General features: G+C 44.0%; 23 protein-coding genes. All 23 read right to left on the bottom strand.

The features are described from left to right. Positions 1–104 precede the first annotated feature (104 nt). Positions 105–1583: a phage portal protein gene (locus E5354_RS09710; protein ID WP_135947328.1), complete on the bottom strand. Its 1479-nt coding sequence runs from the start codon at positions 1581–1583 to the stop codon at positions 105–107. Between the two features lie 30 nt (positions 1584–1613). Beyond that, positions 1614–3041, bottom strand: a complete 1428-nt coding sequence (gene terL, locus E5354_RS09705; protein WP_246863787.1) for a phage terminase large subunit — start codon at positions 3039–3041, stop codon at positions 1614–1616. 38 nt (positions 3042–3079) lie between these two features. Beyond that, positions 3080–3586: a transposase gene (locus tag E5354_RS09700; protein ID WP_135947327.1), complete on the bottom strand. Its 507-nt coding sequence runs from the start codon at positions 3584–3586 to the stop codon at positions 3080–3082. A 43-nt stretch (positions 3587–3629) separates the two neighbouring features. Beyond that, a complete protein-coding gene (locus E5354_RS09695) occupies positions 3630–4184 on the bottom strand; it encodes a hypothetical protein (protein ID WP_135947326.1) in 555 nt (184 codons plus the stop codon). Next, a complete protein-coding gene (locus E5354_RS09690) occupies positions 4168–4758 on the bottom strand; it encodes a hypothetical protein (protein WP_135947325.1) in 591 nt (196 codons plus the stop codon). The genes E5354_RS09695 and E5354_RS09690 overlap by 17 nt, the downstream gene beginning before the upstream one ends. An 87-nt stretch (positions 4759–4845) precedes the next feature. Next, positions 4846–5343, bottom strand: coding sequence for a hypothetical protein (locus E5354_RS09685; RefSeq protein ID WP_135947324.1), 498 nt, complete (start codon positions 5341–5343; stop codon positions 4846–4848). Positions 5344–5355: 12 nt separating this feature from the next. Then, a complete protein-coding gene (locus E5354_RS09680; RefSeq protein ID WP_135947323.1) occupies positions 5356–5751 on the bottom strand; it encodes a single-stranded DNA-binding protein in 396 nt (131 codons plus the stop codon). An 11-nt stretch (positions 5752–5762) separates the two neighbouring features. Then, positions 5763–5975 carry a hypothetical protein gene (locus tag E5354_RS09675; RefSeq protein WP_135947322.1) on the bottom strand — a complete coding sequence of 71 codons (213 nt, stop codon included), beginning with the start codon at positions 5973–5975 and terminating at the stop codon, positions 5763–5765. A gap of 73 nt (positions 5976–6048) precedes the next feature. Beyond that, positions 6049–6561: a hypothetical protein gene (locus E5354_RS09670; RefSeq protein WP_135947321.1), complete on the bottom strand. Its 513-nt coding sequence runs from the start codon at positions 6559–6561 to the stop codon at positions 6049–6051. Positions 6562–6563: 2 nt separating this feature from the next. Beyond that, positions 6564–7322, bottom strand: a complete 759-nt coding sequence (locus tag E5354_RS09665) for a DNA-methyltransferase (RefSeq protein WP_135947320.1) — start codon at positions 7320–7322, stop codon at positions 6564–6566. Further along, positions 7319–7882, bottom strand: coding sequence for a 3'-5' exonuclease (locus E5354_RS09660; protein ID WP_135947319.1), 564 nt, complete (start codon positions 7880–7882; stop codon positions 7319–7321). The genes E5354_RS09665 and E5354_RS09660 overlap by 4 nt, the downstream gene beginning before the upstream one ends. Positions 7883–7908: 26 nt before the next feature. Next, the gene (locus tag E5354_RS09655) at positions 7909–8100 is read right to left on the bottom strand and encodes a hypothetical protein (RefSeq protein WP_135947318.1); all 192 of its coding nucleotides are present in this window, start codon (positions 8098–8100) and stop codon (positions 7909–7911) included. A gap of 6 nt (positions 8101–8106) precedes the next feature. Continuing rightward, positions 8107–9150, bottom strand: a complete 1044-nt coding sequence (locus E5354_RS09650) for a DNA cytosine methyltransferase (RefSeq protein ID WP_246863786.1) — start codon at positions 9148–9150, stop codon at positions 8107–8109. Between the two features lie 22 nt (positions 9151–9172). After that, positions 9173–9382 (bottom strand): hypothetical protein, encoded by a 210-nt coding sequence (locus E5354_RS09645; protein WP_135947317.1) that lies wholly within the window; start codon positions 9380–9382, stop codon positions 9173–9175. Further along, the gene (locus E5354_RS14210) at positions 9372–9971 is read right to left on the bottom strand and encodes a DUF4406 domain-containing protein (RefSeq protein ID WP_136419388.1); all 600 of its coding nucleotides are present in this window, start codon (positions 9969–9971) and stop codon (positions 9372–9374) included. Before E5354_RS14210 ends, E5354_RS09645 begins: the two co-directional genes overlap by 11 nt. Further along, positions 9968–10750 (bottom strand): Rha family transcriptional regulator, encoded by a 783-nt coding sequence (locus E5354_RS09635; protein ID WP_135947316.1) that lies wholly within the window; start codon positions 10748–10750, stop codon positions 9968–9970. The genes E5354_RS14210 and E5354_RS09635 overlap by 4 nt, the downstream gene beginning before the upstream one ends. After that, positions 10716–10886, bottom strand: coding sequence for a hypothetical protein (locus E5354_RS14205; RefSeq protein WP_168353874.1), 171 nt, complete (start codon positions 10884–10886; stop codon positions 10716–10718). The genes E5354_RS09635 and E5354_RS14205 overlap by 35 nt, the downstream gene beginning before the upstream one ends. A gap of 4 nt (positions 10887–10890) precedes the next feature. Continuing rightward, complete coding sequence (locus E5354_RS09630) at positions 10891–11664, bottom strand: hypothetical protein (RefSeq protein WP_135947315.1); 774 nt, start codon at positions 11662–11664, stop codon at positions 10891–10893. Next, entirely contained in the window at positions 11655–12353 is a 699-nt protein-coding gene (locus E5354_RS09625) for a Lin1244/Lin1753 domain-containing protein (RefSeq protein WP_135947314.1), read from the bottom strand. Before E5354_RS09625 ends, E5354_RS09630 begins: the two co-directional genes overlap by 10 nt. After that, on the bottom strand, positions 12350–13120 hold the full coding sequence (locus E5354_RS09620) for a TIGR02757 family protein (RefSeq protein WP_135947313.1): 771 nt from the start codon (positions 13118–13120) through the stop codon (positions 12350–12352). The genes E5354_RS09625 and E5354_RS09620 overlap by 4 nt, the downstream gene beginning before the upstream one ends. A 59-nt stretch (positions 13121–13179) precedes the next feature. Continuing rightward, complete coding sequence (locus E5354_RS09615) at positions 13180–13881, bottom strand: hypothetical protein (RefSeq protein WP_317130411.1); 702 nt, start codon at positions 13879–13881, stop codon at positions 13180–13182. A gap of 58 nt (positions 13882–13939) precedes the next feature. Continuing rightward, on the bottom strand, positions 13940–14389 hold the full coding sequence (locus E5354_RS09610) for a DUF244 domain-containing protein (RefSeq protein WP_135947311.1): 450 nt from the start codon (positions 14387–14389) through the stop codon (positions 13940–13942). A 12-nt stretch (positions 14390–14401) separates the two neighbouring features. After that, positions 14402–15040 carry a hypothetical protein gene (locus E5354_RS09605; RefSeq protein WP_135947310.1) on the bottom strand — a complete coding sequence of 213 codons (639 nt, stop codon included), beginning with the start codon at positions 15038–15040 and terminating at the stop codon, positions 14402–14404. Positions 15041–15045 lie beyond the last annotated feature (5 nt).

Here is a 15045-nt window from a genome sequence, read left to right as displayed (position 1 = left end):
TGAATGGTTTGCCGTTTGCCCCTATTTCGTGCCAATCATAAGAATGGGCGCAATCTTGACAATGATATTGCGCTTTCTCAAATGCTTTCTTTTTTGCCATACCCTTACGCATCTACATCAATTTGAGGTTCACCAATCACAAAGGAATTTTCGGCGGATTGTTCTTCCTTGATTTTCTCAATGGTCTTGGTCGGGTCTTTTGACAATCCGACACGTTCAACCGATTCTTCTTGCGAAATCACGGGTTTGTTGCCGTTGGCTGTAAGCCAATAGTTCAAATCATCAATATCACTTGTAATCATATACGGCACAATTTCGGGTTCAATCTCCACTTGGTCGCATTCTTCTTCAAGTGTGGTGTTCATCTGACCGATATATGCAAGAATCACATTCACGCGCCTTTGCAAGTATTCGTCGAAGATTTCGCATTTGTCCTGCACTTTCAAATGCGCATCCATGAACAACAACTTCAAGGCAACGCCGGAAATAGCTCCAAGCCCCTTGACCGCATCAAACGAAATGTCCGGGGTCTGCGTGATTGTGTATATCAATTTCAAAAGGGTTTCAATCTCCAACTTGACGGCTTCCGGGGCTTGTTGCCAAGACACATATTGCATTGTTGCGCCATCTTCGCCCTCAATAACCGCGCCGGAATCACCTTTCTTTGCCCAACCATTGATTTGCCCAGTAACAAAGATTTTCGGGCTTGCATGATAATCGTTGGTGTCGGCAAAGTTAGAAAGCAAGGTTTCCAATCGGTCAATCAGTGCATCCACATCTTCCGTTTCAAACTTGGGCTGGTATCCGTAAATAACCGGGATTTTGCCAATCGCAACGGGCTTCGGATAACCGGGGACAACTTCAAACCCATTGTCGCCATTCATCCACAACCAATGTTCGGTGTCGGTGAATGTTTCAAAGTAATCAATGGCATTATCCTTGCTATCCTTTCGGCTGAATGCACGTGAAAAGGCTACCATATCCCCGGTTTCATCAAAGAACGGGTAAAGTGTATCACCATAAGCCGGGGAAAACAACGTGCAACGCAATTTGTGGTCGGTTGGGAATCCATATTTGGAATGCTTCTTTCCCTTTTTCACGGTGTACCAATACTCCGCACATTCCTTATAACCGAAAATTGACCGCCCTATTTTGCGGTTCAAAGACTTACTTTTGACATCATAAAGAATGCGGTTCAATGCCTTAACAATCATTTCTTGCTTCTCATTCTCCGGGGTGCTGTTATACTCCGGGGCGTTGCCAAAACAGAATGACACGGCACGGGAAATAATCAGCTTTTGCAAGGCAAGGGCAACCCTTGCCACTTTCACCGTGCGGAAATTCGTGCTTTCTCCGCCTGTGTCAATCACCTTTTGCGCGGATTCTCCTTGGTTGTCATCGGTTACTTTCACGCGCTTGTCGGGGCGCAATAAGGGGTTGTTAATATCATGCAACTTGGGATTCAAAGCCTTGTTCGCGGCTTCCGTGTCAGGCTGCGGGATATAACGGTGTGACTTCAATTCGGGAATGGCATCATTCCCCTTGTTTTCCCTTGCCAATTTCAAGATTTCTTCAATTGTCATATTGATAATGTTTTATAGTGAAACATATTTTTATCCAAAAAGACTTGCCACATCGGTTTTGTTGCGCTTTGCCCTGCGTTCAACCGTACCCGTCAAAGCATCCGGCGCATCATCATGGGCATTCTTTCCAGCTTTCAAATAGCCTGTAATGGCATTTGCAAATTCAGGGAACAAGCGTTTCCAACCTTGCGGCATGATTGTGAGGTTCTGAACGGTTGCGGAATTGCTGAAAATGCGGACATCCTTGTTGTCGGTCTGTGCAAACCACTTGAATGTTGTTTTGTTGTTACCCATAAGGCGACATTGTTTTTCTACGTTCCGGGCAAAGCCACGACCGCCATTGTTTGATTCAACCACACATTCGGCAACATTGTGTTTGGTAAGCATCTTTGCAAGTTCGGGTTCGGTGTATTCCATCGCCCTTGCCGTGTAAAGCACATCAACAATGTAGTTGGCAATCTCCGTTTCATCATAAATGATTGCACACAAGTAATCATTGCCCGTGTCGGCGGTGTCCACGTATGCTTTGCGCTTGCAACGCATTGTTGCCGGGCGCGTGATATACTCCGAAAAGCCACTTTCATACATAAGACCCTCGCTTGGTTGTGGGTCTTGTTGGTACAAGGATTCAAAGACTTGCGGATTGCGCTTGCGGATGGATTGCAGCTTGTCAAGATTATGTCTTTCGCCCCAAAGCGGTTCACCCTCTTGTCTTGGGTCATAGTCGGTGGGCGCACCCTCTTTGATAGCCTTGTAAATGACAACAACCCATCCATTCGGGTTTGTGTCCTTGTCGTATGTGCCTTGTTGCCGCAATAGTGTTCCCGCCAAATCATCTTCATGCCACCGGGTAAAGACAATCAGTTGTTGGGAATCATTGTGAAGTCGGGTTTCGGCAACCGTATCGTACCAATCGGACACGGATTCACGGACTATCGGCGACCATGCCGTTTTTGCATCCTTGTAAATATCATCCATTATCAGCACATCAACGGGTTCACCCGTCAATGCGCCACCAACACCAACGGTTTTGAAGCCGCCCCGGTGTCCGACAATCTCACATTCATCTGCATTGCGTAACCAAGACCCGGCAACCGTTGTGACATTGCTTGCATTCAAGGATGTTTCGGGGAATATGTCGTGGTATTCCTCGGAATCAATGATTCTTTGGATTTCTCGGTTGAACTTTCGCGCCTTGGGTGCATTGTAGGACACAATGGCAACTTTCTTGTCCGGGTTATCTCCAAGGATGAAAGCGGGCAATCTTCGTGTTGAACCCTCGCTTTTCCCATGCTGCGGGGGCATAAAGACCATAAGTTTGCGAATCTTGCCATGTGCAAAGTCGGTCAATACGTTGTAATATCGGCGGTGAAAGTCTGCCGGGCGAAATGTCGGCATGGTGGAAAGGGTAAAACGCAACAAATCGGAACGACTTTCACGTGTAAGCCGTTCTTTCATCGCCTTGTATAGCCTTATTTTGTCCGCCCTCTTTTGCATCACTCCAACTTGCGTTTCAATTCCTCAATCTCATTGTCCAATTCTTCATCGGTCTTGTTGGCAAACAAATCCTTGCCATCCTTGCCCGTCACTTCCGTTGATTGTCGGTTTCTCCAATGGTCAGGGTCGCCATTCGTCAAAGTGAATATGATTGCCGCCGTGTCTGCCTGAATGTGCTTCTTGGTGGTGGTTTGTTCTTTGATTTCGGGCTTGGGGTTGCCCCTTTCATCCTTTTTCTTGCCCGGTATCGTCACAACCTTTGTTTCGGTGACTTCATAGCCTTGTATTTTCTTCAAAAGACTTTTCTTTGCTTCTTGAACAAAGAATTGCATCCGTTCTTCCTTTGCCTGTTCTATCGCATCAGCAAAGTCCGGGTAATCATTCACCCATTGATGGTATGTTTTAGGGGTTATCCCCACTTGGCGGCAAATTTCGGCAATGGTGTATGTGTCAGACTTCACAAGCCCAACAATCTTGTCCACCGTTTTTTTACTGAACTTTGCCATTCTGTATTCTCCTTTTTAGCGTTGATTTTATTACATTTATAACTTACTCTTTTAATTCACACTTAAAGCCCCTTTCTTGTAACTCATTGAATAACAATGATAATTTGGTTACATCCCCACATTCAACAATCAAACGTGTGTCAATAGCCTTTTTTCCGGAATCTTCATCATTGTTTTCTTCTTCTGAATCAGAATCAAGGGACACGCCCCAATCTTCCGGGTCAAAGTCGAATTTTTCGGCTTCCTGCATGATTAAATCCGTGTCAAAACAAAGATTCTCTTTGCTTGTCGCATTGTCTGCAAGTGCAAGTTCCCGTCCTTTTGCCGAATCCAAATCAATGTCCTTGCGCTTGACCGCCACAAGTGAATTACCATCGGTTTCAACAATTATCACGTTGTCAAAACCTATGTCGGCGGCTTTTTCTGCTGTCTTGTTTCCGGCAATGATACGGTTGTTCTTGTCAATAAGGATTGAACGACCAAGACCGAACTTGCGCAAGGATTCATCCATAAGGTGTTCACCGAATTGCGTTCCCTTATTGAAGTTCTTATCATCGGGGATAAGGTTTTCAATCCTCGTTTCAATCATCTTTGCCATGACACCACGGAATTATCAGGTGGAACAACCAAATCACGAACACGGCAAACAATGTTCCGAATGCCGAACCAAGAATTGTGAAAAGGGCATCCATGACTTCAACCGTGCCATGCCCTTTTGAATCCCACCATTCTTTGAGGATTGCGGCAAGGCATCCGGCAATAAAACCGACCCACGGGGCAATCAAAATCCCCAAAACAAAAGCAATCAGTGCGCCGACAATGAAATGTTTGCGTTTGTCGGGCTGTTTGGCGGCTTCTCTGACACTTTCAAAGGCTCCAATGATACTTTCCTTTGCTTCGGAAACAAAAGCCCTGAAACGCTCTTTTATGGGGGCTTTCATAAATACACTTTCCCCGGAAAGGAAAACGGGCGGTTGCGACTTGCCGGACAATACCCCCAACCATACTTTGCCGTGGAATAAAACTTTCATGCGCTCCTTGAAAGACAACTTCCAACAAGAAACGCATTGTTTGCCATCGTTCCACACGGGCAACGATTGACATTCTTTTTCCGTCATTGTGGACGGTCTTTGCAGTACCTTTGTGGACTGCGGAAAATCAATTGGTTTCATCTTTTTTTGAATCATTTGTAATGCAAATGCAAAATTAGGGTGTGTTTTACAATAACACACCCTAATATGAAAAAAGATAAGCCAAAGTTATACACACTTCAACCGTATGGGCAAGTTGGCATAACACCAAGCAAGCAAGACGGCATCCCTCGATTCTTGATTTGTACGACCAATCAACCCGGTTATCTGTTGCAGTTCATCCGCCGTAATTTTACCGTCTTTGCCTTTCCAACACTTGCGTAATGGTGCGTGTTCCAAGACTTCAAGCCCCTTTGCCCGTGCCATTTCACAAATCAACTTGCCCGTTTGGTGGTTTTGCCCGACCTTATAGCCTGTTGCGGCGGCATATTCCTTGCGTGAACCGAACTTCAAGTGCCAATTGCTTTTGACCATCCAAGATGCTTCAACAACAACAATCACACTTTGCCCGGTTGCTTTTTGTCGTTCAACAACATAGTCGAAATAATCCACTAACCGGGCGAATGATAATGTCGAAACTTCCAATGTCCGATTCTTCACATTGAGGTGGGCAACCCCGGATTTGTCAATGTCCGGGTCAATACCAATCACATTTTGATATTTCATAAGACATCAGGATTAAAAGGGTAAATCGTCATTCGGCTGTGCGGGGTCTGCTGCTTGTTGCGCCGGGGAACTGCTTGCGGTGGATTGTTCACCTTTCAGACCGCACAAGTTCACTTCACTTGCGTTCACATTGACGGCAACTTGTATGTTTCCGTTCCTGTCTTGATAGGTTTTCACCGACAAGCGACCCCGGACGAACACTTTACACCCTCTTTTGAGGTATTGAGTAAGACCGCCGCCATCGCCATACCATAAGACGGACACCCATGTTGTTGATTCTACACTTGTGCCGTTGGCATCTTTTCTTCTTTCTGAATGTGCGATATTGAAAGACACATACTTTTTGCCGCTGAACTCTTTAATTTCGGCATCACTTCCGATATTGCCGATAACTTCTAATTGTAACATGATTTTTGAATTTAATTTTGGTTATCATCAATGAATCCCACTTCAATGCCGACATATCCACCCCGGCGAATATGGGTTTCAATTTCTGCTTCACTCTCAATCAGGCTTTCGGAATCATCGTCATACAAGGCGAACACTTCCACTTTGCCCAACGCTTGTTTGGCTTCCGCTTCTGTCAGAACGTGCCAAACAAAATTGTCGGATGTTATTTTTACACGTTTCATTTCTTATGCTTTTGATATGCAAGTGCATTGCATTTGCTTGTTAATACTCCTTTCCATGCAAAATTTCGCGATTTTAATTGTACTTCATTTTTGTGTTGATATGCCAAAGCAAATCAATTTTCAAGGTCTTTGCCCATCCCTCAATGTAGGCGATACCAAATTGCACTCGTTTTTCAATGCTTATGACATCGCGGGAAAGTCCTTTGACAAGTCCAAAGGCATTTTCCGTGAAGCTGAATTTGTGATAAGCCCGGTAATATCGACAAGGCTTCATCATGTCAAAATCAATTCCCAAAGCCCCGGCAAGGTCAAAAAGCCTAATGGCAACATCTGCCATTTCATCTTCAACGGTATTCTTTACGTGTGAAGCAAAAACATCGGCAAAAGATTCCCCCTTGTCCAAATCTTGCTTCACAAGTAGTTTTGCGCCGTATCCGGCTTTATCCCCTTTTCGGTCAGCTTCCACCAATTCGGCAACCTCGGTGATAACCAACATCAAGCAATGTTCATTGCTCCATTTTTCTTTCCAAAAACCATGTTTCACGGCGTTGGAATGTGCTTTCTCTTTTAATTCGTTGTAATTCATGTTTATAAAAATAATCTTGGTTGAACGGGTAATGAAAGTATCTTTTCATTTGCCGCTTTGAAAAACTCTTTTTTTATCTCAAATCCGTATGCCCGGCGGTCAAGATTTCTTGCTGCATATAGGGTTGTACCACTTCCGGCGGTCGGGTCAATAACCACATCGCCGGGGTCGGTAAATATGCGTATCAGATTTTCAAGCAATGGAACGGGCTTTTGGGTCGGATGCACTTTGGGTGTTTTGGTATCTCGCACCCAATCCATGCAATTGAATACCATTGCCCCCCCATTGTTGAATTTTGGTAACTTGTCACGGTATAGCAACACACCATATTCGCAATTACCAACTATCTTCATATTCGCTTTAAGAACTTGCGCTGAAAAGTTCTTTCGGAATACAAGGTTTATATAATGGTTGAAGCCATATTTTTTGCCTAACTCAATGTATTTGAATTGTTGTTCAAACTCACAAAACACAATCATGCAAGGGGCTTTCCCGGCTTCCTTTGGCTCTTTGACAAGCATTTGGGAACAAAAGTGCATAAATTCCGCCGGGCGAAAATCCTTGTCGGTGTCGAAAAATTCTTTTCCGGCTTTTGCGGATTCCCCCTTTTTGTTGTCACCATCCACATACCATGAAGGATTGCTTGCATAAGCATTTACCCCCAAATTATAAGGCGGGTCGGCAATAATCAATTGTGCTTTGGGGATTCCATAAACTTTGAAGTTTTGGAAATGGTCATTGAATAATTCAACCTTGTTCATCGCTTCACAATATCATAAATCGCCCGTGTCAATTCAATATCATAAAGTGCATTATGCAAAGAATCATCAGACACGGACACGCCCAAGAACTTTGCAACGGTGGACAACTTGAAATTCTCCATATCGGCGCGGCGGTCGGCAAGGTAAGCGGATGCAAGAACCATCACATCAATGGAATTTGACCAAAACCAAGAACCAAAGTATTGGTCACCGTTCTGCAAGAAGAATCCACGCAAAAATTGATTGTCAAATGCGGCATTGTTATAACCTACCAAAAAGAACTTGTCTTTCTTGTCGTACTTGTCCACATACTTGCCAAGCATTGCCACAAATTCTTGATAAACTTGTTGCATGGGTGGGTATGCAAGGACTTGTTCACGTGTCACCCCGGCAACCTGCAAGGCGGCATCTTCAATCACCGCTTTGGGGTTCGGTTGAACGTGAAAGTCGAAATCCTGAATGTGCTTTCCATCAATCACGATTGAACCGCTTATTTGGTGGATTCCGTTTCGTCCGGGGTTTGTCCCGGTTGTTTCAAGGTCAAAAAATAATAGTTTCATTGTTGCATTGATTTATAGTGATACACTTATTGATTAAAAAGATTTGGTTCGGGTGGTCTGTTAGCTGCTTCAATGTCTTGCACCCTTTTTATTTCTTGGTCGATTTCCCTTTCAACCGCCTTTGACTTTTCAAGGGTCAAATGACTACGGCTTTTGAAATACTCCTTTTGCAATCGGCGCATTTCCACCACCTTATCGAAAAATTGTCTTGCATTCATTGTTTCTTATATTTTTGATAACCATTGTTCATAAATCCGGGATGCAACTTGTGCCATCATCACGGGCGGCACTGACATTCCGCAAATGTATTGTGGGCTTTGCCCGGCAAAGTTGTAATCTTGTGGGAAACTTGAAATACAACACACCTCGCTTGCACTCAAAAATCGGGGTTGCTCAAAGTGAATCAAGCATGATTCCTTGCTTGCAAGGGTCGGGCATATCCTATCCATATACACATAAGTTTGACTGAAGTTGCTTCCTTTGCCATACAACCGTTCATTTGCCGCGCCTTGGTTCAAATCTCCATGTTGGCGATTCTCCCACAACAAGCGTATCACCTTTGATTTTGCTTCACGACCCTTGAAATCGGCGCATTCTCCAAACATTATCGGTTCTTCCTTGAAAGTCATATCCAAGTATGGAAACGCATTAAACAAGTCATATTGGCAAGGCACTTTGTCAATCAAATCTTTGCGCAAGCACACGAAAAAGACACGTTCACGGCGTTGTGGAACTCCCATATTTTGTGCATCAAGCAACCAATGTTGGCAATAATATCCGGCATCCTCAAAGGATTCATATATGCGCCGGACATATTGTTTCGCTTCACCAAGCAACAAGCCCTTGACATTTTCAGCCACAACAACTTTCGGTTGAAGTCTTTTCGCAAGGTCTATGAAGTCAAAAAACAACGTGTCCAACACTTGTTCCGCCTGTCCCTCTCGAAAGTGCTTCATCTTTCCCCAAGCATCTTCCCGACTTCCTGCCATGCTGAAAGTCGAACAAGGGGGCGAACCATCCAAAATGTCAAGGTTGAACAATTCCGGGGGCAAATCTTCCTTATGCTTGAACTCTTGGATGGGTTCAAGGAAAGGGAACTTCGGGTTGTGATTCTGACAATATGCGTACATCATGCGGTGGTCTATCTCGTTGCAACCGATAACATCAAACCCGGCAAGTTTGTAACCCATCGAACTGCCCCCCCACAAGCAAAACAAGAAAACACCTTGCCTTTGTCTTTGGTAAAGTGGGCATCCGCTAAATTCCAACGGTAATCAAATTTATGTTGAATCATATTTTTTCTACTTTTTCAATTTTTTTGCCCCACTGGTCGTAATACACTGCCTTGTTTTTGTGAACACCGCAAAGCATCTTCACGCTTCCATCCTTGAATGTTACTTTATACTTGGCGGAATGCGGGCAATCTTTATAATTATGCCATCCACGAATGCAGGTTGTTCCACAATCAATTGAATCATCGCACTTTATTTTATCTTTCATCACTTGTTGTATTTAATATATTATTCACCCTTGTTGCCATATCTCTGAATTGTGGGTTGTACCGAAAATCATCTTCATACTTATTCAGCAAATGAAGCATTGAAGAATGGTCGCGGTGAACGTACTTCGCAATCTGTGTCAGCTTCATTTTTGCACGGCGACAATGGTACACGAACAACATCCGGGCAAAGAATCCGTCACGTTTCCGGGACTTTGTGATATATTCGTGGAACTGCATCCCGGTAACTTCGTGGATTGCATTCTGAATCCGCATCACTTCTTTGTTTTCCCGGCACACTTTCGATTCAAACCAAATGTCCTTTTCAAGTCGTGTTGCCGCGTCGTACTCGATTGAAGCACCTTTTGAACCAATCCAATTGTCCATCATGTAGATTGCATCACAAGACAAAAGCAATTCAAAATCCTTAACCATGTGTTGTTCCCAAGTGGCATCAGGGGACAAACCTTTTTCCATCGGGTTCACGACTTCAAAGCCTATTTCTTCAAGCAAGGCTTGTGCATCGGCGAATTTTCGCCTTGTTTCTTCAAGTGGCAAGCCTGTAATCTTGCCGGATATATAAATTTTCATTTTCTTGTATTGATTTGTTGGTTGTTATATAGAAACTTGTTCACGAAATAGATTTGCCCTTTCCCCGTTACCTTTGTTGTGGTTGATACAAGGGTTTCGCCGTTGGCTTTCTGAATGGTGGTTTTCTTCATTTCAAACAATCCCATTTCCATTGCCTTTTGGGTGGGTTGGTTGTACCGTTCACCATATTGGCACAAATAGCCATTTTCGCGCATCCAAGCGAAAAGCCGCTTTTCCCCGGTCTGAACACCATTTTGGCAAATGATTTTAGCCAATTCACCAATCAAGACGGATTGTTTTGCCGTTTCAACCGCTTGTGAAAACAAGACACGGGGTCTTTCCGCTTCAATCTGCTTTTGTTGCTTTTCTATCTGTTCCGCCTGTGAAGCTGCAAGGCGCAAGGCTTCCGCGAATGTTTGAGGTATCGCCGGGGCTGCTTGCTTCACTTCCTGAACAATCCTTTCCATTGCATTGAATTGTTCAATGAATCCGACCTTGAATTGCATTGCTTTTGCACCTGTCAGACCCATTGCAAGCAATGAAAATCCATCCCGGTTCATCAAATACATTGGTCGCGGTTTGTTTTGTGCATCAGAGTATGTTGATTCACAAAACCATCTTTGGTGGGCTGAATTTTCAGCCGTCCCCAAAATGTTTCTTATGGATTGCATCACGTTCTTGTGTTGCTTTCCGAACACTTGTGCCACCTTGACGGAATCCGTCACGGGTGTTCCTTTGTTGGTCTTATAGACCACATTTTGTTGAATAATGCCGTTCATTGTTTGTGTCAAGTGCATCATCACAATATACACCCTCACAAAGTGCATTGCATGGATGCTCGATTTCACCTTGTTGCCAAGGACAAAACTTGCACAATTCATCGTCCAACTGCTGCTTTAATTCTTCCTTATTCATTTTGTTATAATTTTCTTCTGTCTTTTCCTTTGATTTCAAAGTAATTACACATTTCATTCAACCTACTTGCCACCCGGTCGCCGTATCTGTTCACCAACTTTTCACCATTGATTTTCAGATTTGAGGTTATAAGGGTGATTTCATCGGTCTTGTCGCCCCGGTATTCGATAAGCTGCCGGACAACATCAACACGGTTTCCCATGTAAAGTGATTCTTGCGGCTCACATCCCAAATCCTGAATGCCTAACATGGAAATTTGCTTCAAGGTGTGAATCTCCCCGGTGTCAATGAATTTATCGCAAATGGCATCCGCACGGAATGTTCTCCACCAAAGGGGGCGCGGGCTTGAATCATCAATGAATTGCACCCGGAATCCCCAAGCCGTGCAATATGCAAGCATGATTTCAAGACACCAAGATTTGCCCGTGCCTGTGTTCCCGGCAATATATATTCCCCTTTTCAAGCGACCGGGGACAACCCCTTTCGTTTCCGGGTTCAAACATTGCATTGTGGGGTCACAATGACACCATTTGATAAAGTTTTCGTAAGTGAAGCGGTTTTCATCATCAATCACGAACTTGGGGTTTCGACTTTTTCCGATTGCTTCAACAATCTTCAAGGCTTCCGCAATATCATAATGCAAGTATTGATAACGGGTGAACCCTGCAAACATTCCACGTTGGTTTATGGCATTTAAGATTTGGTCAATGCTTGGCATCTGAACCTTGACTTGCTTTTTGCTACCGTTTTTGTCGGTAAATGTTTCTTTTATGTCCATTCGTCATTGCAACTTTTATTGGTTTGACTTTTTTTTGAGGTTGCCGGGCGATTGTCGCGTTTTGACCACGTTACGATTGCCATGCGCCAATCTTTCATCTTGTTCTTACCGACCATCCAACCTTTGCTTTCATAAAAGGCAATGAATGCTTCCGCATCTATCGAATACCCTTTTTCTTGAATATATGCTTGAACTTCTTGCAATGTAGGGGGGCAAAACCGTTTGACGGTTTTTGCTTTTTCCCTCTCTATATCGTTAGATATAGATTTATTCTTTTCTTTTCTTTTATTTTCTTTTATTGCATTGCAATCCATTACATTTGCATCGGGCTTGCTTTGCATTTGCTTTTCACGCCTTGAAAGCCAACTACTTAAAGCGGCTTGTTTCCGCTTCTCTGTTATGTCGTTGCGCTTGTTTATCCGTGCATTTACCGAATTTGACCAAAACTTTTCGCCATCATTTTGAAACAAATTGAAGTCCCGGACAACACTTTCAACAATGTTGCTTTCCGTATGCAATGCAAATGCAATGCTTTTGCAAGCGGTCAAAGGCAATTCGCCGCCCTGTTCATACAGATTCTCTATAAGACACCAAAAGACACCAAGCCCGGCAATCCCATGTTCAAACAAGACTTCTTGCAACTTTGGGTCATTACGGGCATTGTAATCATGTGAAAAATACTCTTTCATAACTTTGCACGTTTTTGTGATTCACCAAGCCCGAACAATGCGAAATCATATTTGCAAGGGTCGTTTTTATCCAATTCCCGCAATTTGGCGGTCAATTCTTCAACCGTCTTGCGGTCATTGCCGTTCCTCTCAATCAAACCCATTTCGCGCCCAATCCGGGCAACATGGGTGTCAAGTGGTATCATCAATTCACTTGGCTTCAAATTGTGCCAAATACCCATATCAACAATGCCATCTTGCCGACATAGCCAACGCAACATCAGGTTCAAACGCTTGCAAGCTGAACCACCCTTGTGCCTGTTGGGTGTCGGGTTGGATATGTGCCTTGAATACTCACCGCCATTTGCTTGCGCAAACAATTCACGCAACCTTGAAAAGCCATCCCACACATTAGAATCACTTTCGGAAAAGGCGATTGCCAAAGTGTTGCATTGCAGATATACAAATTGCAATCCCCGGCACATATACACCAAGTCCCGACCAAAGAATGTGCGGTGTATATTCATTGCCGGGTCAATGTCATTGAATCTCCCACTTATAACAAACTCAAATGGGCGGTTCTTCATAATATCATGGAACATCTTGCGGCATCCTGTCAATATCTGCTTTCGGTTTCCCCAAGCGATTGTTGAAGCAAGGAATGCGGCAATTTCAATGTCTTGTTGTTTTTCGTATGCCCGTGGGAATTGTACCGGGTCATTTTCAATGAAAGCCGGGGTGTTGAATTGCTCCGCAAGGGCATCCATCTTTTGTTTCAATTCATTCATTGTTGCGACTTTTAAGCCCCCGACCCGGCACATGGTCAAGCCGGGGGCGATTCAACTTCTTAAACCTCAATGATTGCGATTTCCGGGGCAATCTCCTTGACTTGCTCCAATTGTTCGTCAATCACCTTGTCGCGCAAATCTTCAAGGGTTGCTTGCGCTCCGGGTGAAAGCAACACGAATGACACTTCACGCCCATTCACTTGTGCGAATGTTTCAACCTCGATACTTTCAGACGGCAAGCCCTTGAAAATAGGCATTTGAACGGTGAATGATTCCGGCAAGTTGGAATTGACCACTTGGGCGAAATTGTCCGTCCTGTTGCCGTTCTCTTTTACGGCACGGTCAATCTTATTGTTCACATCGGCTGTGAAGTTCATCAGGCTTGAAACCAACTTCATGTTTTCCATGCGGTCGGCAAAGAAAGCCCGGTTCATTTTGATAAACAAGCCAAGTTCCGTTGGTGTCCACACCTTGCCACTATTTATTCCGAACTCAACAAACTTGGGATTGTATGCCAATTTGCCAACAACCTTTCCGCGTGTGTATTCGTCCGCTTCATTGGTTATCAAGGTTATTTCAACCTTATCACGGTTTACAAGGATATGGCAATTCTTCTGTTCAAATTGCCCTGTGTTGATTCTCTTTGCAAGATATTCAACAACCGCACCGATAACGCCCGACAAATCGGTCTTGACCGGGGCTTTCGGTTCAAGTTCTTTGGGGGCTGCACCCTCACGAATCACCAATTCGGCTTTTGCCATGTTTGGTGCAAGATTTACTTGGAATTTTTCGTTCTGCATTTTCTTTTACTTTTGAATGTTAGTTGTTTGTTCCTGTTTTAGCCTGTTCACCGACAACAATTCGTGGTTGAAACAATGTCGGTTGCAGTTCATCAGCGGTTGCCGGGCGGCTCTCTATCATGTCGCCCTCGTCATTGTAGTATTCCGTTACGCGGGCTTCCCGGTCTGTGAACCTGTAACATACTTCATTCACATACTCCGATTTTGCCTTAATGTTGGAAACCATGTTTGCCCGTTGTTCTTTAAGTGGTTTCAAGCGTCCTTTGTATTCGGCTTGCACTTGCTTCATTTCCGCTTCGATTTCAGCAATCTCAATCGACACGTTGGCAAGATTTTCTTTGTGTCCTTGCAGTTCTTCCGGGGTGTATGGCTTCATGTACCCCTTGTTTTCGCAAGCATCGCAATTGTCTTTCAGAAAGGCAACACGTTCAATCTTGCTTGTGTACTCTTTACCAAGTGACTTTCCCATGACCATTTTGTTTTATAGTGAAACACTTGGTTGTCTGAACAACAAAACATCATTCCACAAGTCAATGAATTGTTCCCCGAATTGGCGGGCGCGGTCGGATGTTTTGAAGCAAAGCCGAGAACCGAAAGACGCATACGCAGACGTAGCCGTATGACCCGTATACGCAAACACGAACCCCGCAGCAGCATTGGAATATACAAACCACGGAAACCATTTCGTTTGATTTCGGTTTGAGAAATCCGGGGTGAAATTATCTTCCTTGTTCCATGCCTGTGCAATGGTGAACAACTCATTCAGGGCGACAAGGGCTTTCATGTGCTTGGGGTTTATGTCGTTCACCAATCGGGCGACATCTTCAAGTTTCACACTATTGTCGGAAAGAATCTTCTTTGATACGGTGAAGTCGGCATTTGGCTTGCCATTAAGATGCTTCCGGGCTTTTTCAAAGTCGGTGATACACTCGTTTACTTCCTTGATTTCGACTTCTTCAAGGGAGAAATCAAACGGGGTCAGATAATCTTCATCTTCCGAATCCAAATCTTCATTGTGATTCTCGATAAAGTCCATCATTTCGTCCGCAGCTTCATTCTTTGAATCGAACTTGCCGCAAATCTCTTGCGTTTTCTTGTTTGTGATTAAAAACTTTTTCATGTCTT

The organism is Muribaculum sp. NM65_B17, assembly GCF_004793735.1.
Lineage (GTDB): Bacteria > Bacteroidota > Bacteroidia > Bacteroidales > Muribaculaceae > Muribaculum > Muribaculum gordoncarteri.
Note: the sequence above shows the minus strand (reverse complement) of the source record. Positions and strands in the feature narration are given on the sequence as shown.

Coding starts and splice junctions, on each gene's coding strand:
- E5354_RS09710 (WP_135947328.1), bottom strand. CDS start 1,583: ATGACAATTGAAGAAATCTTGAAATTGGCAAGGGAAAACAAGGGGAAT.
- terL (WP_246863787.1), bottom strand. CDS start 3,041: ATGAAAGAACGGCTTACACGTGAAAGTCGTTCCGATTTGTTGCGTTTT.
- E5354_RS09700 (WP_135947327.1), bottom strand. CDS start 3,586: ATGGCAAAGTTCAGTAAAAAAACGGTGGACAAGATTGTTGGGCTTGTG.
- E5354_RS09695 (WP_135947326.1), bottom strand. CDS start 4,184: ATGGCAAAGATGATTGAAACGAGGATTGAAAACCTTATCCCCGATGAT.
- E5354_RS09690 (WP_135947325.1), bottom strand. CDS start 4,758: ATGAAACCAATTGATTTTCCGCAGTCCACAAAGGTACTGCAAAGACCG.
- E5354_RS09685 (WP_135947324.1), bottom strand. CDS start 5,343: ATGAAATATCAAAATGTGATTGGTATTGACCCGGACATTGACAAATCC.
- E5354_RS09680 (WP_135947323.1), bottom strand. CDS start 5,751: ATGTTACAATTAGAAGTTATCGGCAATATCGGAAGTGATGCCGAAATT.
- E5354_RS09675 (WP_135947322.1), bottom strand. CDS start 5,975: ATGAAACGTGTAAAAATAACATCCGACAATTTTGTTTGGCACGTTCTG.
- E5354_RS09670 (WP_135947321.1), bottom strand. CDS start 6,561: ATGAATTACAACGAATTAAAAGAGAAAGCACATTCCAACGCCGTGAAA.
- E5354_RS09665 (WP_135947320.1), bottom strand. CDS start 7,322: ATGAACAAGGTTGAATTATTCAATGACCATTTCCAAAACTTCAAAGTT.
- E5354_RS09660 (WP_135947319.1), bottom strand. CDS start 7,882: ATGAAACTATTATTTTTTGACCTTGAAACAACCGGGACAAACCCCGGA.
- E5354_RS09655 (WP_135947318.1), bottom strand. CDS start 8,100: ATGAATGCAAGACAATTTTTCGATAAGGTGGTGGAAATGCGCCGATTG.
- E5354_RS09645 (WP_135947317.1), bottom strand. CDS start 9,382: ATGAAAGATAAAATAAAGTGCGATGATTCAATTGATTGTGGAACAACC.
- E5354_RS14210 (WP_136419388.1), bottom strand. CDS start 9,971: ATGAAAATTTATATATCCGGCAAGATTACAGGCTTGCCACTTGAAGAA.
- E5354_RS09635 (WP_135947316.1), bottom strand. CDS start 10,750: ATGAACGGCATTATTCAACAAAATGTGGTCTATAAGACCAACAAAGGA.
- E5354_RS14205 (WP_168353874.1), bottom strand. CDS start 10,886: ATGAATAAGGAAGAATTAAAGCAGCAGTTGGACGATGAATTGTGCAAG.
- E5354_RS09630 (WP_135947315.1), bottom strand. CDS start 11,664: ATGGACATAAAAGAAACATTTACCGACAAAAACGGTAGCAAAAAGCAA.
- E5354_RS09625 (WP_135947314.1), bottom strand. CDS start 12,353: ATGAAAGAGTATTTTTCACATGATTACAATGCCCGTAATGACCCAAAG.
- E5354_RS09620 (WP_135947313.1), bottom strand. CDS start 13,120: ATGAATGAATTGAAACAAAAGATGGATGCCCTTGCGGAGCAATTCAAC.
- E5354_RS09615 (WP_317130411.1), bottom strand. CDS start 13,881: ATGGCAAAAGCCGAATTGGTGATTCGTGAGGGTGCAGCCCCCAAAGAA.
- E5354_RS09610 (WP_135947311.1), bottom strand. CDS start 14,389: ATGGGAAAGTCACTTGGTAAAGAGTACACAAGCAAGATTGAACGTGTT.
- E5354_RS09605 (WP_135947310.1), bottom strand. CDS start 15,040: ATGAAAAAGTTTTTAATCACAAACAAGAAAACGCAAGAGATTTGCGGC.